The sequence below is a fragment of the Bradyrhizobium canariense genome, assembly GCF_018130465.1.
In the GTDB taxonomy this organism is placed as follows: domain Bacteria; phylum Pseudomonadota; class Alphaproteobacteria; order Rhizobiales; family Xanthobacteraceae; genus Bradyrhizobium; species Bradyrhizobium canariense_C.
Genome location: NZ_JAFCKJ010000016.1, coordinates 74,972 through 93,345, shown reverse-complemented (window position 1 = coordinate 93,345; position 18,374 = coordinate 74,972). Strand labels below are relative to the sequence as shown.

17 protein-coding genes are annotated in these 18,374 nt (G+C 64.7%); 12 read left to right on the top strand and 5 right to left on the bottom strand.

Annotation, left to right across the window (positions count from 1 at the left end; genetic code table 11):
* The first annotated feature begins 92 nt into the window (after positions 1-92).
* Complete coding sequence (locus JQ591_RS30860; protein ID WP_211399739.1) at positions 93-674, top strand: hypothetical protein; 582 nt, start codon at positions 93-95, stop codon at positions 672-674.
* A gap of 29 nt (positions 675-703) precedes the next feature.
* Here JQ591_RS30860 and JQ591_RS30855 read toward each other — a convergent pair whose 3' ends face one another.
* The gene (locus JQ591_RS30855; RefSeq protein ID WP_211399738.1) at positions 704-1,786 is read right to left on the bottom strand and encodes a substrate-binding domain-containing protein; all 1,083 of its coding nucleotides are present in this window, start codon (positions 1,784-1,786) and stop codon (positions 704-706) included.
* A gap of 113 nt (positions 1,787-1,899) precedes the next feature.
* On the opposite strand from JQ591_RS30855, the gene JQ591_RS30850 reads away from it, so the two are divergent.
* The gene (locus JQ591_RS30850; RefSeq protein ID WP_211399827.1) at positions 1,900-3,384 is read left to right on the top strand and encodes an aldehyde dehydrogenase family protein; all 1,485 of its coding nucleotides are present in this window, start codon (positions 1,900-1,902) and stop codon (positions 3,382-3,384) included.
* A gap of 186 nt (positions 3,385-3,570) precedes the next feature.
* On the top strand, positions 3,571-3,834 hold the full coding sequence (locus JQ591_RS30845) for a hypothetical protein (RefSeq protein WP_211399737.1): 264 nt from the start codon (positions 3,571-3,573) through the stop codon (positions 3,832-3,834).
* Here the strand turns inward: JQ591_RS30845 and JQ591_RS30840 are convergent.
* Positions 3,831-4,739, bottom strand: a complete 909-nt coding sequence (locus JQ591_RS30840; RefSeq protein ID WP_211399736.1) for an alpha/beta hydrolase family protein — start codon at positions 4,737-4,739, stop codon at positions 3,831-3,833. The two genes, JQ591_RS30845 and JQ591_RS30840, sit on opposite strands and share 4 nt — an antisense overlap.
* Positions 4,740-4,919: 180 nt before the next feature.
* Here JQ591_RS30840 and JQ591_RS30835 point away from each other — a divergent pair, with 180 nt between their 5' ends.
* The 3 genes from JQ591_RS30835 (at position 4,920) to JQ591_RS30825 (ending at position 8,522) form a co-directional block, all read left to right on the top strand.
* Positions 4,920-6,308 (top strand): class II 3-deoxy-7-phosphoheptulonate synthase, encoded by a 1,389-nt coding sequence (locus JQ591_RS30835; RefSeq protein ID WP_211399735.1) that lies wholly within the window; start codon positions 4,920-4,922, stop codon positions 6,306-6,308.
* A gap of 4 nt (positions 6,309-6,312) precedes the next feature.
* The gene (locus JQ591_RS30830) at positions 6,313-6,666 is read left to right on the top strand and encodes a diacylglycerol kinase (protein WP_211399734.1); all 354 of its coding nucleotides are present in this window, start codon (positions 6,313-6,315) and stop codon (positions 6,664-6,666) included.
* Between the two features lie 98 nt (positions 6,667-6,764).
* Positions 6,765-8,522, top strand: a complete 1,758-nt coding sequence (locus tag JQ591_RS30825; protein WP_211399733.1) for an NAD+ synthase — start codon at positions 6,765-6,767, stop codon at positions 8,520-8,522.
* 182 nt (positions 8,523-8,704) lie between these two features.
* Here the strand turns inward: JQ591_RS30825 and JQ591_RS30820 are convergent, their stop codons facing one another.
* Both JQ591_RS30820 and JQ591_RS30815 read right to left on the bottom strand, forming a co-directional pair.
* Positions 8,705-9,901: a DUF2865 domain-containing protein gene (locus JQ591_RS30820; protein ID WP_211399732.1), complete on the bottom strand. Its 1,197-nt coding sequence runs from the start codon at positions 9,899-9,901 to the stop codon at positions 8,705-8,707.
* 130 nt (positions 9,902-10,031) lie between these two features.
* Complete coding sequence (locus tag JQ591_RS30815; protein ID WP_211399731.1) at positions 10,032-10,337, bottom strand: hypothetical protein; 306 nt, start codon at positions 10,335-10,337, stop codon at positions 10,032-10,034.
* A gap of 292 nt (positions 10,338-10,629) precedes the next feature.
* Here JQ591_RS30815 and cysS point away from each other — a divergent pair, with 292 nt between their 5' ends.
* From cysS to JQ591_RS30795, 4 genes are all read left to right on the top strand, one after another.
* A complete protein-coding gene (gene cysS, locus JQ591_RS30810) occupies positions 10,630-12,012 on the top strand; it encodes a cysteine--tRNA ligase (RefSeq protein ID WP_211399730.1) in 1,383 nt (460 codons plus the stop codon).
* Between the two features lie 115 nt (positions 12,013-12,127).
* A complete protein-coding gene (locus tag JQ591_RS30805; protein ID WP_211399729.1) occupies positions 12,128-12,637 on the top strand; it encodes a GNAT family N-acetyltransferase in 510 nt (169 codons plus the stop codon).
* Entirely contained in the window at positions 12,634-14,232 is a 1,599-nt protein-coding gene (gene cimA, locus JQ591_RS30800) for a citramalate synthase (protein ID WP_211399728.1), read from the top strand. Before JQ591_RS30805 ends, cimA begins: the two co-directional genes overlap by 4 nt.
* 138 nt (positions 14,233-14,370) lie before the next feature.
* Entirely contained in the window at positions 14,371-14,748 is a 378-nt protein-coding gene (locus JQ591_RS30795) for a VOC family protein (protein WP_211399727.1), read from the top strand.
* On the opposite strand, the gene JQ591_RS30790 is transcribed toward JQ591_RS30795, so the two are convergent.
* On the bottom strand, positions 14,745-15,350 hold the full coding sequence (locus JQ591_RS30790; protein WP_007608828.1) for a TIGR00730 family Rossman fold protein: 606 nt from the start codon (positions 15,348-15,350) through the stop codon (positions 14,745-14,747). The genes JQ591_RS30795 and JQ591_RS30790 overlap by 4 nt on opposite strands.
* Positions 15,351-15,550: 200 nt before the next feature.
* On the opposite strand from JQ591_RS30790, the gene JQ591_RS30785 reads away from it, so the two are divergent.
* Both JQ591_RS30785 and JQ591_RS30780 read left to right on the top strand, forming a co-directional pair.
* Positions 15,551-17,509 carry an ABCB family ABC transporter ATP-binding protein/permease gene (locus JQ591_RS30785; protein WP_211399726.1) on the top strand — a complete coding sequence of 653 codons (1,959 nt, stop codon included), beginning with the start codon at positions 15,551-15,553 and terminating at the stop codon, positions 17,507-17,509.
* Between the two features lie 77 nt (positions 17,510-17,586).
* A complete protein-coding gene (locus JQ591_RS30780; protein WP_349630422.1) occupies positions 17,587-18,291 on the top strand; it encodes a phosphatidylserine decarboxylase in 705 nt (234 codons plus the stop codon).
* Positions 18,292-18,374 lie beyond the last annotated feature (83 nt).

Below are 18,374 nucleotides of genomic sequence, written 5' to 3'. Positions count from 1 at the left end.
CGAGCGCGCTCCTCCCACCTAGGTTCGCCGCCGGGTTGGCCGGTCCCGCCGGACCGCCATGCCATGCGCAACGAGGCGCCAGGGGATCCGGGGTGGACGAGAACATTGTTTGCGAGCCCGAGGTCGTGCGGGACGTCCGGCTGGTCGATCGCCGTCGCGCCGCTGCCTATGTTGGGGTGACCGCCGGCCGCTTCGAGCAGTTGGTGCGCGACAACGTCGTCCCGCCGCCGGTCATCGTGGACAACAAGCGACGTTGGCCGCTCGCGTTGCTCGACGGCGTGAAGGACGCGGTTGTCAGCAGCAGCATGCCGTACCTGCCGCAGGTTACGGTCGAGATTGCGCAGGACGCGCGTCCCTGCGAGCGGGCCCCGGCACCGACTTCGCACGAACTGCCGGACCATGCCTGGTTCGAGCAGCGCGCGCGGTTCGTTCAGCGCGTGCGCCGGTCGCTGCTATCGGGTAACGAGATACGTCTCTTGCGCGAGTTCAAGCTGCTCAGACAGAACCAGATCAGCATGTTCGGCTACTACGGCAGCTTCGAAGCCCTGATGGTGCGCGGCTACATCGTCGAGCTCGCGCGAAAACCGCCGTCGAGCCGTCCGCTGGTGACGTATCGCCTGACCGCGCAGGGCGAGCAGGTCATGTCGGCACTGAAGGACGAGCCGGCGATCTGACCGGCGCGGAGTGACGGCATCCTTCGGCATCATCGCACGGCGTGCATCTCCAGAAACGCCTTCACGCCGGTGACAGTGCCCGTGTCCGACGGCACATAGCCGGGCAGGGTGGCGACGGCCGCGCGAAAATCGGCGCTGCGGATGATCTCGAGAATGCGCTGCATCGGCCCGGTGTCCAGGAACGCGCGCTTGCAGACGAAGAAATAATCCTCGGTGAGGAGGCGGATGAAATCGAGGCCGAAATGCCGGGCGGCCGCCTCGACGCCGAAGCTCGCATCAGCCATGCCGCTCGCGACATAGGCTGCGACCGCGGCGTGGGTGAATTCGATCTGCTGCGCGCCGTTGATGCGGCTCTCGTCAATTCCGTTTGCCGCAAGCAGTTGGTCGAACAAAAGCCGCGTGCCGGAATCGTGGTCGCGGTTGACGAAGCGGACTTTTGGTCCGGTGAGATCATCAAGCGAAGCGATGCGCAGCGGATTGCCGCGCGCGACCATCAATCCCATTTCGCGTGTGACGAAGCTGATGATGCGATCCTCGCGTGGATCGAGCCATTCGCGCGCCGCCTTGATGCCCTGGGCCCGCAGCGCACCGTGCGGCAGATGCAGGCCGGAGAGGTCGCAGGCCCCTTGCGCCAGCGAAACCAGCGAATGCTGATTGCTGACATAGCGCAGATCGACGCCGATGCCGGGCTCACGGTCGAGGAATTCGCGTAGTTTTGCAACAGCAAAGCCGTGGCTGGCATGAACGCGGATCACCGTCGGGCGTTGCTCGAGGAATGGCTTGATCTCGCTCGCCAGTTCCTGCGCCAGATTCTCAAGCTGAGGTCCGAGCCGGGCCTGCATGCGCTCGCCCGCCCACACCAGTCGCTCGCCGAACGGTGTGAGTTTTGAGCCCTTGCCGCGCTGGGTTTCGACCAGCGGCGTGCCAAAGAACTCCGACCATTGCTCGATCAGATTCCAGACGTGGCGATAGGAGAGGTGCGCGTCCCTGGCCGCGCTGGTGATCTTCCCGGTCCTCCGGATCTCGTTGAGGACGCCGAGCATGATGATGGCGGTGCGCGGATTGCCCTCGCGGCGAAACCGCCAGACGACCTCGATCTCGATCTGAAGCATTGATCCTCCTTATGAACTGTCCTTCATATGGTGGCTGTCCATTTGCAATCCATATCATATTTACTCCGGCCTATAGGCGCCTATTCTGGTATACCAGAACTGAAGGAAATATGATGTCTATTGCATATGACTTTGCGCATTCGCCAGCCACCGAGTTCATGTCCCGGCCGCAGCATCTGCTGATCGATGGCCGCCGCGTCCCCCCGAGCTCCGGGCGCACCTTCAAATCGCTCAATCCCGCCACCGGGCAGGTCATCGCCATCGTCGCCGAAGGTAACGAGGCCGATGTCGACCATGCGGTCGCGGCCGCGCGCCGGGCCTTCGAAGGCCCCTGGCGCACGATGCGGGCGTCCGAGCGCGGCCTGATCCTGCTGCGCTGGGCAGATCTGCTAAAGGCCAATGCCGACGAGATCATCGAACTCGAGTCGATTGATGCGGGCAAGCCGATTGCTGCGACATCGCGGCAGGATTTTCCGGCCGCCGTCGACACGCTGATCTACTACGCCGGTTGGGCCGACAAGATCAGCGGCGACGTCGTGCCCGTGCGCGATGATGCCCTGACCTACACCGTGCGCGAGCCGGTCGGCGTGGTCGCGGCGATCGTGCCCTGGAATTTCCCGCTGATGATCGGGATGTGGAAGCTCGCGCCGGCGCTGGCCTGCGGCTGCACCATCGTGATGAAGCCGGCCGAGCTGACCTCGCTGTCGGCACTGCGCATCGCCGAACTCGCGCTTGAGGCTGGCCTGCCGGCGGGCGTCTTCAACGTCGTCACTGGCCCCGGCCGCGTCGTCGGCGACGCGCTGGTCAATCACCCTGACGTCGACAAGGTCACCTTCACCGGTTCGCCCGGTGTAGGCCGTGGAATCATGAAGGGCGCTGCCAGCAACTTCAAGCGCGTCTCGCTCGAGCTCGGCGGCAAGTCGGCCAACGTCATTTTCGACGATGCCGATCTCGAAGCGGCGTCCAGGGCTGCGGCCTCCGGCATCTTCTTCAATGCGGGCCAGGTGTGCTCGGCAGGCTCCCGCGTGCTGGTGCAGGAGAAGGCCTATGACGAGGTCGTCGAGCGGCTGGCGGCGCGCGCAAAGTCGCTCAGGATCGGCGACCCGCTCGACCGCAAGACGGTGCTCGGTCCCGTCATCTCCGAGAAGCAGATGAAGTCGATCCTCGACTATGTCGACATCGGTCGGAAGGAGGGCGCGACCCTCGTCACCGGTGGCGAGAAGGTCGGTGATCGCGGCTACTTCATCAGCCCCACCGTGTTCGCCGATGTCGCGCACGAGATGCGGATCTCGCAGGAGGAGATTTTTGGCCCCGTCGTCAGCGTCATCAAGTTCAAGGACGAGGCCGACGCTTTGCGGATTGCCAACGGCACGGCTTACAGCCTCGCCGCCGGCGTCTGGAGCCGCGACATCGGCAAGCTGCAGCGCTTCGCCAAGCGGGCGCGCGCGGGCACGGTCTGGATGAACACCTATGGCTATACCGACGTGCGCCTGCCCTGGGGCGGCGAGCGCGACTCCGGCCTCGGCCGCGAGCACGGCACCGCCGCGCTCGACAATTTCACCGAACCCAAGGCTGTCTGGATGAATTTGGCCGTCTGATACCTCCCGAACGGCCAAGCCTGGAGCCCGCCTGATCACCCGTGCAGGCGGGCTCTTTTTCGAAATCGATAAAATTGTCTGCATTCCGCTCAGCGGCGGCAAACCCTGCGGATAAGAACCACGCGGCCTTAAACCCCGGCTTTGGAACTGACGTGCATCCTGCCTGCAACAGGGTGGGGCATCAGCATGTCAGTTCTCAGGGAGGTCGTCGTCGCGGTCGCGGGAGTCTACGCGCTTCTGTTCGCGTGCGACGCAATGTTCGGGATCGGCGAGGCGCGCTTCGACGACGCCTACTACCGCGCCAGCTTCTACGCGCCGCGGCCGAAGGAGTTTCGTTTCGCCGGCGATACGCCGCCGGCCGTCCGCGTCAGCGAGGCCTTTGCGCAATTCTCGCCGGGCGAGGCCAAGCCGAACAGGCGCTATTCGTCTTTGACGACGATCATCCGCTAAGCGCCCGTCAACTCTCCCTGGATCCATTCCGCGACGCCACGCCACAGTGTGTCGCGGTGTTCGGGGCGGAAGAAGCCGAAATGGCCGATCGCCTTGGCGCCGACGTCGGACGGCTTCACGTTGAGCACCTCCGGCTTGATCGCGGTGAATCCGCTCGCAAGCAGTTCGACCGCGGGCCGCGTCGCCCAGGGATCGTCGGAGAAGCAGAGTGTGCGCAGCTCGCCCTTGAACTTGGCGAAATTCTCCAGCGCCGGCAGCTTTGAATCGAAGAGATAGCGGGGGCTCGAGACCCAATCGGCCCATTGCAGGAAGACGCCCTTGGGCAAATCCTCGCCGATGCCGGCCCAGCCCGGCGCGTAACCGAGCGCGTGGACGAGCGGCACGCCGACAAAATTCATGAAGGCGAAGACGCGGTATTTTTCCGGCGACGTCATCAGCCGCCAGGTCGCCGCCTGCGAGGCCACGAACGCGGCGCGCGAGATGTCCGTGTTGTTCGCGATCAGCCCGAGCGCCTGGCCACCGAAGGAGTGGCCGACATAGGCCAGGGGCAGGGTATTGTAGCGCTCGCGCATCCAGTGCACTGCGGCGGTGACGTCGAGCGCGGCCCAGTCCGACATCGAGGCCTTGAAGCCGACCAGCGATTTCGGCTGGTTGTAGCCGACCATCGCCGGCAGCCGGGAGTCGCCGATGCCGCGATAGTCGTAGGTCAGGACCGCGCAGCCGCGATGGGCGAGATAGGAGGCAAAGCCGCGATAGATTTTTCGCGGGACGGCGGTCGCCGAATTGACCAACACGGCATGACGTTTGGTGCCGCGCGGCAGGAATAGCGTACCGGTCAGCGCATACCCGTCGGTCGCCGGGAAGCTGATCTCGTCGATGAAAACGTCGTCCAGTGCCGCGTCCATGGGCAGAAGGTATCCTGCCAGTTCCTCGCCGTTTCCCAGCAAATGCGAATTTGGCTTTCCCCGCAAGGCTTTGCAGTGCCAAATGGATTTACAACTGGCGGCCGGTGGCCAGCCTGTGTATAAGGCGACCCTCGCAACCCACAGATCAGGTTGTGCTTTTTGCTTCACGGAGAGATTGCGATGTCCGAGCGGTGGACGCCCGAGTCCTGGCGCAGCAAGCCGGTGCTACAGGTGCCCGATTATCCCGACGCCAAGGCCCTGGCCGACGTCGAGGCGCAGCTTGCGACCTTTCCGCCGCTGGTGTTCGCGGGCGAGGCGCGCAATCTGAAGAAGGCGCTGGCGCGGGTCGCGGCCGGCGAGGCCTTCCTGCTGCAGGGCGGCGACTGCGCCGAGAGCTTTGCCGAGCACGGCGCCAACAACATCCGCGACTTCTTTCGCGTGCTGCTCCAGATGGCGGTGGTGCTGACCTATGCCGGCGCCGTCCCGGTGGTGAAGGTCGGGCGCGTCGCCGGCCAGTTCGCAAAACCCCGCTCCTCGTCGACCGAGAAGATCGACGGCGTCGAGCTGCCGAGCTATCGCGGCGACATCGTCAACGACATCGCCTTCACCAAGCAAGCGCGCGTCCCTGATCCGCAGCGCCAGCTGATGGCCTATCGCCAGTCGGCCGCGACGCTGAACCTGCTGCGTGCGTTCGCCACCGGCGGCTATGCCAATCTCGGCAGCGTGCATCAGTGGATGCTCGGCTTCCTCAAGGACTCGCCGCAGTCCCGCCGCTACAAGGAATTGGCCGACCGCATTTCCGATGCGCTCAACTTCATGCGCGCCTGCGGCCTCGATCTCGAGGCCCACCCCGAGCTGCGCGCGACCGATTTCTACACCAGCCACGAGGCGCTGCTGCTCGGCTACGAGCAGGCCATGACCCGGGTCGATTCCACCACCGGCGACTGGTACGCGACCTCCGGCCACATGATCTGGATCGGCGACCGCACCCGCCAGCTCGACCACGGCCATATCGAATATTTCCGCGGCATCAAGAACCCGATCGGGCTCAAATGCGGCCCGTCGCTCAAGCCCGACGAACTGCTGAAGCTGATCGACGTGCTCAATCCAGATAACGAGCCGGGCCGGCTGACGCTGATCGGCCGCTTCGGCTCCGACAAGATCGGCGAGCACCTGCCGAACATGATCCGCGCCGTGAAGCGCGAGGGCAAAGTGGTGGTCTGGTCGTGCGATCCCATGCACGGCAACACCATCACCTCGACGTCGGGTTACAAGACGCGGCCCTTCGACCGCATCCTGTCCGAGGTGAAGTCGTTCTTCGCGATCCACGCCGCGGAAGGTACCCATGCCGGCGGCGTGCATCTGGAGATGACCGGCCAGGACGTCACCGAGTGCCTCGGCGGCGCCCGCGCGATCACGGACGAGGATCTCAACGACCGCTATCACACGGTCTGCGATCCCCGGCTCAATGCCGAGCAATCGATCGACATGGCTTTCCTGGTCGCAGAGCTCCTCAAGCAGGAACGCGCCGGCAAGGTCAGGCCGATGCCGGTCGCAGCGGGGCTCTAAGACCTTGCTGCGGATCTGGAAGGCCACGATCAATTCCCGTAACGGTCTGGCCTTTGCGTTCCGCTCGGAGCAGGCCGTCCGCGAGGAGATCGTTGCGCTCCTCTTGTCGCTGCCGCTTGCCTGGTTCGTCGGCGCGACCGCGATGCGCGCGGTCGAGCTGGTGTGTTCAGTCGCGTTCGTGCTGGTGGTCGAGCTGCTCAATACTGCGATCGAGAAGCTTGCCGACCGGCTGACCATGGATCACGACAAGCAGATCGGGCGGGTCAAGGACATGGGCTCGGCCGCGGTCGGTGTTGCGCTCCTGATGGCCGGCGCGTTCTGGATCATCGCCATCGTCGAGCGATTGGGATTTCTCTAAAGCGCGCATCGCGCTTTAGACTGTTTTTTTGAGCATGGTCTTTTCGGAAAACCGCTTCACACTTTTCCGGATCATGCTCTGATCGGAGCGCGGCGGCCATGACCGAACGTCTCAACGAATTCGCGGTCACGCTCGCCCAGCTCAATCCGACCATGGGCGACATCGACGGCAATGCCGCCAAGGCGCGCGCAGCGCGCGTGCAGGCAGCCGCCGACGGCGCCGATCTCGTGCTGTTTCCGGAATTGTTCATCGCCGGCTACCCGCCGGAAGATCTCGTGCAGAAGCCTTCCTTTCAGGCCGCCTGCCGCGCTGCGATCGAAGCGCTGGCGCGCGAGACCGCCGATGGCGGGCCGGCCATGCTGGTCGGCACGCCATGGGTCGAGGAGGGCAGGCTCTACAATGCCTGCGCGCTGCTCGACGGCGGCCGTATCGCTGGCTTGCGCTTCAAATGCAATCTGCCGAATTACGGCGTGTTCGACGAGAAGCGGCTGTTTTCGCGTGGCCCTGCAGCCGGCCCCGTCACCGTGCGCGGCGTGCGCATCGGTGTGCCGATCTGCGAGGACATCTGGCTGGAGGAGTCCGAAGACTACGAGAACGTGGTCGAGACGCTGGCCGAGACCGGCGCCGAGATCATCCTTGTGCCGAACGGATCTCCTTACGCCCGCAACAAGGCCGACGTGCGTTTGTCGGTCGCGGTCGCGCGCGTCACCGAGAGCGGCCTGCCGCTGGTCTATCTCAACCAGGTTTGCGGCCAGGACGAGCTCGTGTTCGACGGTGCTTCCTTCGCGCTCAACGGCGACCTTTCGCTGGCGGCGCAATTGCCGGCGTTCGCGGAGAGCGTCACCACACTGCGGTTCACGAGGAACGGCGACGATTGGCGCTGCACCGGTCCGATCGCCGCGCAGCCCGAGGGCGACTATGCCGACTACGCGGCCTGCGTGCTGGGCTTGCGCGACTACGTCGCCAAGAATGGTTTTCCCGGGGTGCTACTCGGCATTTCCGGCGGCATCGACTCTGCCCTCTGCGCAGCGATTGCGGTCGATGCCCTGGGTGCCGATCAGGTGCACGGCGTGATGCTGCCTTATCGCTACACCGCGCCGAGCTCGATTGCGGACGCCGGCGAGCTCGCCGGCCATCTCGGCATCCGCTACGAGGTGCTGCCGATCGCGGAAGCGGTGAACGGGTTCGAGACCATCCTGTCCGGCGTCTTCAAGAATCTGCCGCCCGATGTCACCGAGGAGAACCTCCAGGCCCGGACTCGCGGCACGCTGCTGATGGCGATCTCCAACAAGACAGGGCTGATGGTGGTGACCACCGGCAACAAGTCGGAAATGTCGGTCGGCTACGCCACGCTCTATGGCGACATGAACGGCGGCTACAACCCGATCAAGGACATCTACAAGACGCAGGTGTTTCGGTTGGCAAGCTTGCGCAATTCGTGGAAGCCCGAGGGGGCGCTAGGGCCCGCGGGTGAGATCATTCCGCCCGACATCATCACGCGTCCACCGACGGCGGAGTTGCGTGAGAACCAGGCCGACCAGGATTCGTTGCCGCCCTACGACGTGCTTGATGCCATCCTGGAGCGTCTGATCGAGCGCGAAGAGCCGCTCGACAACATCATCGCCGCCGGCTTTGACCGCGAGACGGTCACCCGCATCGACCATCTCCTCAACGTCGCCGAATACAAGCGCCGCCAGGCCGCGCCCGGCGTCAAGGTGACGGCCAGGAATTTTGGCCGCGACCGCCGCTATCCCATCACGAACCGATTTCGCGACAAGGGCGAGCAGCTGGCCGCCCCGGACGAGACGCTGGTGTCGCGTGGGAGTAGGGCGTCGATTGATGCGTTCGAGGGGTGAGGCTGGGGTAAGTTCGTGGGATGGACGGTGTCACCACGTACGACGCTGTCATCATCCGCGAAGGCGGATGATCCAGTACTCCGCGGCCGTCATTGTGAAAACCAATTGCCGCCGCGGAGTACTGGATGCCCCGCCTTCGCGGGGCATGACACTGAGTGTGAGGCGGCGGCCTGCCGCTACAACTACTTCTGCTGCTGCGGCAGGAAGCTCGGGCCGACCGAACGGATCGGCTTGTTCTCGGAAGGCGTCGCAGGGGTGCCCGTATCCGCCGGCGGCGTTGCTGCCGGCGCGCCAGCAGTCGTCGGTGCCGGAGCCGCGCCCTTCTTGGCATTCGCAGGCGTGCCCTTGTTGAGCTGCCGCTGCTGCATCTTCTTGGCGCTCTCCTCGGTGACGATGATGTCACCCTGCTGCTCGGCCGATGCTTTGTCGTCGGCGGATTTGAGCGCGTCGGCCCAGGTCTGGCCCGCGGCCTTGCAGGAGCAGGACGGGTTGAACTCGCTGCGGAATTTGAACGCAGTCGGCAGCGCCGTGTAGGGCTGGCCGCTGGTGGAGACCGCGGAGTTCATGTCTTCGCCGGGATTGCGATGGGTGTAGAGCACGGCTTCGGCGGCCGGGCACAGCGCCTTGCAGGTCTTCTCGTCGTCGGGGAAGCGCGCCGGCACGGTCGCAAACGAGACCGGGAAGTAAGCGCCGTCGCAGGTGCGCACGCACACGGTGCGGTAGGTGCCTGATTGCGGGCCGAGATCGGAAGGCGGCACGCCTTGTGGATTATTGTTGGGGTTGTTGCCGCCGAACAGATTGCTCAGGAAGTTGCCGCCGCCCTGCGACTGCGCGGCGTTGGCATATTGCGGGCCGCAATTGTTCTGCGCCAGCGCGGCCAGCACCGAGCGGCGCTGGTTGTCACGTTCGGGGCTGAAGCCGCCGGGGCCGCCGCTGCGCAGGCGTTCGAGATTGCCGGTGATCTGGTCCAGATTGGCCCGCATCTGCTGGATCTGGGTGTTGACCGGACCGCATTGCGCCGACTGGCCGTTGAACAGCGAGAAGAAGCCGGAGGAATCGCAACCCATGCGCTTGGCCTGCATGGTGACGCGGTCGAGCTCGGACTGCTGCTTGGTCTGGGATTCCTGATAGCGGCGGATCTGGTCTTCGCGCGCGGGATCACCACCGCCGCCGCCACGGTCGAGACCGGCGAGCTGGCCCTCCAGGCGCGCGCACATCGGGTTGGGTCCAAGCCCGTTCTGGCCGGGCTGAGGCGGCGGCCCCGGCGGGCCGGCCTGCGCGAAAGCACCATTGGCGAGCGCGACCGTGCTCAAGAGCACGGCGCAGGCAAGGATCGAGCGAGCACGGGAGAGAGACAAAAATTCAGGCATATCCGCCATTCTAGCGAGGTCACGGCCACGCGTGATTTGGGGGGCCGAAGCGCGCCCTCCCATAGCCGCTTCCTGCGGCATCGTCACGTCGTTTCAGAGGCCAAGGATTGGGCCTAAGGTACGCCAGTTCCGAGCGAATTCAGCGCTGGCAGGTGATTGCGACATATTCATCGCAATGGCCATGGGAGCAGTTTGCGCCGGATTTGGGGACAGAGCCGGTAATTTCGTCGGGATCGACCCGGCGATAGGCGGAAGCCTGGGCAAAATCGCGTGACTGGCAGTAGGTGCGGGCGACCTGCGCGCCGCATTTGTCGCCCTTGGCCAGGCACTGGTCGACGCCGTAGCCATCCGCCTGGTTGGGGATGATGAAGACGCGGGTCTCGGCGAGAGCGCTGGATGCCGCAAGGACGGAGGCGCAGGAAATGAGCGCGAGCAATGATCGCATGAAAACACCGGGGGCAAAAAAGAAGGAACTGCCGGTTCCAGAATGGGCTCAAATGGTTAAGGATGATGAACCATCAAGGCGGGGCGGCTGGCATTGCGGAGATAAAGCGGCATTTCCGCGGCTCTCTTGACGCAAGGGGCCTTCGTGGCCCATATGTCGCCGCATGAACGGTCTCCTCGTCATTTGCGCCATTTGCCGCGAGATTACGAGCTAGCGATTCGCTGGCTGGAGCCGTCTTTTCTCAAAACCATTGAGAGCACTGGACGCCCGGCCAACAGCCGACGGGTGTCATATGGAATTGCGTCTTTACGATACGCTGAGCCGGGAAAAGCGCACCTTCGTGCCGCTCGATGCGAAGGACGTCCGCATGTATGTCTGCGGACCGACCGTCTATGACTTCGCCCATATCGGCAATGCCCGGCCGGTGATCGTGTTCGACGTGCTGTTCCGGCTACTGCGCCATCTCTATGGCGCGGCGCACGTCAGATATGTCCGCAACATCACCGACGTCGACGACAAGATCAACGACCGCGCCGCGCGTGATTTCCCCGGCCTGCCGCTGAACGAGGCGATCCGGAAAGTCACCGAGCAAACCGGCAAGCAGTTTCACGCCGACGTCGATGCGCTCGGCGCACTTCGGCCGAGCGTCGAGCCGCGCGCGACCGAGCACATCAGCGAGATGCGCGAGATCATCGAGCGGTTGGTTGCCGGCGGCTTTGCCTATGTCGCCGAAGATCACGTGCTGTTCTCGCCGCAGGCGATGAACGCGGCCGATTCCGGGCTGCCGCGCTATGGCGCGCTGTCCAATCGCTCGCTGGACGAGATGGTCGCCGGCGCCCGCGTCGATGTCGCGCCCTACAAGAAGGGCAACACCGACTTCGTGCTGTGGAAGCCGTCCAAGCCCGGCGAGCCGTCATGGCCGTCACCGGCCGGCATCGGCGCGCGGGGGCGTCCGGGCTGGCATGTCGAGTGCTCGGCCATGGCCTGGAAGCATCTCGGCGAGCACTTTGACATCCATGGCGGCGGCATCGATCTCGTGTTTCCGCATCACGAGAACGAGGTCGCGCAGACCTGCTGCGCCTTCCACCGGGAGCGCATGGCGAACTACTGGATGCACAACGGCTTCCTGCAGGTCGAGAGCGAGAAGATGTCGAAATCGCTCGGCAACTTCGTCACGATTCACGAGCTGCTCGCGGACTGGCCGGGCGAAGTGCTGCGCCTGAATATGCTCAAGACGCATTACCGCTCGCCGATCGACTGGACGATGAAGTCGCTGGAGGAGAGCGTCAAGACGCTCGACGACTGGTATCGGGTCGCGGCTGACGTCGCGCCCGGCAATCCTGCCCAGTCAGTGGTCGAGCCGCTGCTCGACGACCTCAACACGCCGCTGGCGATCGCGGCGCTGCATGGCCTGCGCGGCAATGATGTCGGTGCCCTCGCAGGTTCGTTGCGTCTGCTCGGCTTTCTCTCCGAGAGCGGTGCGCAGTGGGAAGGGCGCAAGCAGCAGGCGAGCGGCGTCGATGCCAAGGAAGTCGAGCGCCTGATCTCGGAGCGGACGGCGGCGCGTGCGCGCAAGGACTTTGCGGAGTCCGATCGTATCCGTGATCTGCTTGCCGCGATGGGCGTTGCGATCAAGGACTCCAAGGAAGGGACGACGTGGGAGGTCGCACGATGAAGCGGCCCGACACGCCTTTTCCGCGGCACTGGCTCTATTACATCGCGCTGAAGATCCTGCTGCTTGCTGCTGCCGTGGCGCTGGCGTTGAAACTCTATGGGATGTGGTGAAGACGATGGGACAGACTTTGCCAAAGCCCGGCTTGCGGCCCTTCCTGCCGGACGACGTGCCGGTTCTCGCCGCGATCTTCACGGCCAGCATCGAAGAACTGACCGGCGACGACTATAACGAGGCGCAGCAGCAAGCCTGGATGGCTGCGGCGGAAAGCGAAGAGTTCGGCACTCGGCTGGCCTCCGACCTGACGCTGATCGCAACGCTGGAGGGATCACCAGTGGGCTTTGCGTCACTGCGCGGCAAGGATCATATCCGCATGCTCTATGTGCATCCGGCCGTGGCCGGGCAGGGCCTGGCGACGATACTCGTCGATGCGCTGGAAAAGCTTGCGGGCGGCCGCGGCGCCGACAAGCTGACGGTCGACGCCAGCGACAACGCGCAGGGCTTTTTCGCCAAGCGCGGCTATGTCGCCATGCAACGCAACAGCATTACCGTCAACGACGAGTGGCTGGCCAACACCACCATGCAGAAGACGCTGGGCACCGGACCCGCGTCGGGAGCGCTGCAATGAGCAAGGAGCGTCTCTATCTGTTCGACACCACGCTGCGCGATGGCGCGCAGACCAATGGCGTCGATTTCACGCTGACCGACAAGCAGATCATCGCCCAGATGCTCGATGAACTCGGCATCGACTATGTCGAGGGCGGCTATCCCGGCGCCAATCCGACCGACACCGAGTTTTTCGGCACCAAGCCGACGCTCGCCCATGCGCGCTTCACTGCGTTCGGCATGACGCGCCGGGCGGGGCGGTCGGTCTCCAACGATCCCGGCGTCGCCGGGCTGCTGGAAGCCAAAGCCGACGCGATCTGCTTCGTGGCGAAGGCGTCGGCCTATCAGGTGCGCGTTGCGCTGGAGACGACGAAGGAAGAGAACCTCGCCTCGATCCGCGACAGCGTCGCGGCGGCCAAGGCCGCCGGCCGGGAAGTGATGCTCGACTGCGAGCATTTCTTCGACGGTTACAAGGAGGACGCCAGTTTCGCGCTCGCATGCGCGAAAGCTGCTTATGAAGCCGGCGCGCGCTGGGTGGTGTTGTGCGACACCAACGGCGGCACCATGCCGAACGAGGTCGAGGCCATCGTCTCCGAGGTGACAAAGCACATCCCCGGCGATCATCTCGGCATCCACGCCCATAACGACACCGAGCAGGCGGTGGCCAATTCGCTCGCCGCGGTGCGCGCCGGGGCGCGGCAGATCCAGGGCACGCTGAACGGCCTCGGCGAGCGCTGCGGCAATGCCAATCTCTGCTCGCTGATCCCGACCTTGAAGCTGAAGCAGGAATTTGCCGACGCCTTCGAGATCGGCGTCACGGCGGAGAAGCTCGCAACCCTCGTCAAGGTGTCGCGCACGCTCGACGACATGCTCAACCGCGTGCCGAACCGGCATGCAGCCTATGTCGGCGAGAGCGCCTTCGTCACCAAGACCGGCATCCATGCCTCCGCCGTGCTGAAGGATCCGCAGACCTATGAGCACGTGCTGCCGGAATTGGTCGGCAATCACCGCAAGGTGCTGGTGTCCGACCAGGCCGGCCGCTCCAATGTCATCGCCGAACTCGACCGCGCCGGCATCGTCTATGAGAAGAGCGATCCGAAGCTGTCGCGGCTGGTCGAGGAATTGAAGGAGCGAGAGGCGCAAGGCTACGCCTATGAATCCGCCAACGCCTCGTTTGAGCTGCTGGCGCGGCGCACGCTCGGCAAGGTGCCGCATTATTTCGAGGTCGAGCAGTTCGACGTCAATGTCGAGCAGCGTTACAATTCGCATGGCGAGCGCGTCACCGTGGCGCTGGCGGTGGTCAAGGTCGACGTCGCCGGCGAGCATCTGATCTCGGCGGCCGAAGGCAACGGTCCCGTCAACGCGCTCGACGTGGCGCTGCGCAAGGATCTCGGCAAGTACCAAAAATATATCGAAGGCCTGACGCTGATCGACTACCGCGTCCGTATCCTCAACGGCGGCACCGGCGCGGTCACGCGTGTCTTGATCGAGAGCGAGGACGAGAACGGCGATGTCTGGACTACGGTCGGCGTGTCCCCGAATATCATCGACGCCTCATTCCAGGCGCTGATGGATTCGGTGATCTACAAGCTGGTGAAGTCGGGGGCGCCGGCTTAGGACCCACAATGGCTGTCATACCCCGCGAAAGCGGGGTATCCAGTACACCGTGGCTTTTCGGTAGCTCTCTGGCATCTCGGAATACTGGATCGCCCGGTCAAGCCGGGCGATGACAGCTGGGGTGAGAGGGACCAAGGCATGATCGACCACATCTCCGTCGGCGTCAGCAATCTCGATCGCTCCGCAAGGTTCTACGAGGCGACCCTCGCCGCCCTCGGGCTCGCGCGCCTCGTCACGCGGCCGCGGACAGTCGGCTTCGGCAAGGCCTATCCCGAATTCTGGATCAATCTGCGCGAGGGCATGCCGCACGTCACGCCGGAGAGCGGCGTGCACATCTGCCTGCGGGCGAAAGCGACGAGCGAAGTCGATGCGTTTCACGCTGCAGCGCTGTCCGCCGGCGGCGCGTCCGACGGCGCGCCGGGTATCCGCCCGCACGACCGCGTGCGCTATTACGCGGCCTTCGTCGTCGACCCCGACGGCAACCGGATCGAGGCGGTGACGTTTCCTGCTGACTAAAGCTTGCGCGCGACTTCTGGGGCGAGCTGCTTTTCCGCGTCAGCGAGCTGTGCCACGGCGGCCTTCAGCTTCGGCAAGATCTCCTCGATGCGATCGGCCTTGAGGATGTCGACCGAGAGGCCGGCGCGGATGAACTCGGTCTGGCGCATGTGCGACAGCAGCGAGAACAGTGGCTCCCAGAAATTGTCGATATTGGCGAGCAGCACCGGCTTGGCGTGACGGCCGAGCTGTTTCCAGGTCAGCTGCTCCACCAGCTCCTCAAGCGTGCCGACGCCGCCCGGCAGCGCCACGAAGGCGTCGGAGCGCTCGAACATCAGCCGCTTGCGCTCGTGCATGTCGGGGGTGACGATCATCTCCTGCACGCGGGTCAGCGCGTTCTCGCGCTTCCGGAGGAATTCGGGAATGATGCCGGTGACGGTGCCGCCGTGATCGAGCACGGAGGTCGCGACCGAGCCCATCAGGCCGAGCGAGCCGCCGCCATAGACGAGGCGAATGTTGTTCTCGGCGAGCGCCTTGCCGAACGCCTTGGCGCCTTCGGTGAAGCGGGGATTGGTTCCAGGGCCGGAGCCGCAATAGACACAGACGGTTTTGATCGTGCTCATTGGTGCCATGATGCATTGCAGCGAAGAGGCGTCAAGCCCAATCGGTGATTCGGGTCACCCGGAAATCTACCGGTAAATGGCGGCAAACAATCGAAGATTCGCCATTTGGCGGGGTGCGCTGGCATCGGGAAGGCTCTATATCACGAGCGAAAATCGCAGATCGTACCGCGTCCGCATCCGGCGGGCCTTCAGGCTTTTTGATGGACCAACCTCAATCGTTCGACGGCGCCAACGTTCCTGATCCTCCCGCCGGGGGGCCTCTGGAACGGGCCACGCTGATGGGCACGCTGGCGCATCTGTGGCCCTATATCTGGCCGGGCGACCGTTTCGACCTGAAGATGCGCGTGGTCTGGTCGATGGTGCTGCTGCTGGCCGCCAAGCTGATCACGCTGACGGTTCCTTTCAGCTTCAAATGGGCGACCGACGCGCTGACCGGCGCCAACACCGCGCCGGTTCAGGCCGACAATTGGCACCTCTGGGTGATCGCCTCGCCGCTGCTGCTGACCGCCAGCTACGGCGTGATGCGCATCGTGATGGCGGTGCTGACGCAATGGCGCGACGGCATTTTCGCGCGCGTTGCCATGCACGCGGTGCGCAAGCTCGCCACCATCACCTTCATCCACATGCACGAGCTGTCGCTGCGGTTCCACCTGGAGCGCAAGACCGGCGGCCTGACGCGCGTGCTCGAGCGCGGCCGCGAGGGCATCGAGGTCATCGTGCGCATGGTGATCCTGCAGCTGATCCCGACCATCGTCGAGGTCTCGCTGCTGATGGCCGTGCTGCTGTGGCAGTTCGACTGGCGCTACGTGCTCGCGACCCTCGTCACGGTCGCGGTCTACATGTACTACACCTACATCGCGACCGAGTGGCGGATCGGCATCCGCCGCAAGATGAACGATGCCGACACCGAGGCGAACACCAAGGCGATCGACTCGCTGCTCAACTACGAGACCGTCAAATATTTCAGCGCCGAGACCCGCGAGTCGCAGCGCTACGACCGATCGGTCGCGCGTTACGAGGAGTCGAGCGTGCAGGCTTATACTTCGCTTGCCGTGCTCAACACCGGGCAAGCCGTGATCTTCACGCTGGGGCTGACCGCGACCATGCTGATGTGCGCCATCGGCGTGCGCAACGGCACCAACACGGTCGGCGATTTCGTGCTGGTCAACGCCATGATGATCCAGCTCTACCAGCCCTTGAACTTCATGGGCATGGTCTATCGCGAGATCAAGCAGGCGATCATCGACATCGAGAAGATGTTCAACGTGCTGGCACGCGAGGCCGAGATCAAGGACGGGCCGGACGCGAAGCCGCTGGTGGTCTCCGCAGGCAATGTGCGTTTCGAGGACGTGCGCTTTGCCTATGAGCCTGCGCGCCCGATCCTCAAGGGCATCAGCTTCGAGGTGCCGGCCGGCAAGACGGTCGCGATCGTCGGCCCGTCAGGTGCGGGCAAGTCGACCATCTCGCGCCTTTTGTTTCGCCTCTACGACATCTCCGGCGGCAAGATACTGATCGACGGCCAGGACATTCGCGAAGTCACGCAGGCCTCGCTGCGCGCGTCGATCGGCATGGTGCCGCAGGACACCGTGCTGTTCAACGACACCATCCGCTATAACATCCGCTACGGCCGCTGGGACGCCAGCGATGCCGAGGTGGAAGAAGCGGCGCGGCTGGCGCAGATCGACCATTTCATCCGGATGGCGCCGAAGGGCTACGAGACCCAGGTTGGCGAGCGCGGCCTGAAACTATCCGGCGGCGAGAAGCAGCGCGTCGCGATTGCGCGCACCGTGTTGAAGGCGCCGCCGATCCTGGTGCTGGACGAGGCGACCTCCGCGCTGGACACCCACACCGAGCACGAGATCCAGGGCGCGCTCGAGCGCGTGGCGAAGAACCGTACCTCGCTGGTGATCGCCCATCGGCTCTCGACCATCGTCGGTGCCGACGAGATCATCGTGCTGGACCAGGGCCGTATCGCCGAGCGCGGCACCCACGCAAAGCTGCTCGGGGAGGGGGGGCTTTACGCCAGCATGTGGAACAGGCAGCGCGAGGCCGAGGCGGCGCGCGAGAAACTGGCCAGGATGGCCGACTCCGGCGAGGCACCCAACCGGGAGCCACCGCCGGTCGCCGATGTCCTGACGACGCCTGCGGCGGCGGAGTGACCTTGTCTCCGGTCCCAACTCTGGCCTAAACAACACCACCGCGCGGGACGACCTGCGCCATCAACCCTGAGCGGCAGATAGCGATGTCCATTCTCGATTCGATCCAGCGTCAGATCCCGCCGATCCACAAGGAGGGTTATCCCTTTATCGGAGGCTTTGCGCTGGCAAGTCTCATCCTGTTCTGGCTGTGGTCGCCTTTGGGGTGGATCGGCACCATCCTGACCGTGTGGTGCGCGCTGTTCTTCCGCGACCCCGTCAGGGTGACGCCGGTGCGCGAGGGGCTCGTGGTGTCGCCGGCCGACGGCCGCGTCTCGATGATCACCATGGCGCTGCCGCCGGCCGAGCTCGGGCTCGGCGACCGGCCGCTGCCGCGCATTTCGGTGTTCATGAGCGTGTTCAACTGCCACGTGAACCGCAGCCCGATCGCGGGCCGGGTCGACCGTATCGCCTACCGCCCCGGCCTGTTCATCAATGCCGAGCTGGACAAGGCGAGCGAGGACAATGAGCGCAACTCGCTGGTGATCACGACGCCGACGGCGCGGATCGGCGTGATCCAAATCGCGGGCCTGGTCGCCAAGCGCATCGTCTGCTTCGTCAAAGAGGGGCAGGCGATCGGCGCCGGCGAGCGTTTCGGCCTGATCCGCTTCGGCTCGCGGCTCGACGTCTATCTGCCGCTGGGCACCAAGGCGCTGGTCTCGGAAGGGCAGACCTCGATCGCCGGCGAGACGATTCTGGCCGATCTCGCCGGAGACGACCCGAGTCGCGCCTACCGCGCCAATTAACCATCAAGTCGGCCTGAGGGGCCTTCCGACGCAATGGCGGAGGGGAACACGGCTTGCTATATCTCGCCCCAAGGTGAGGACGA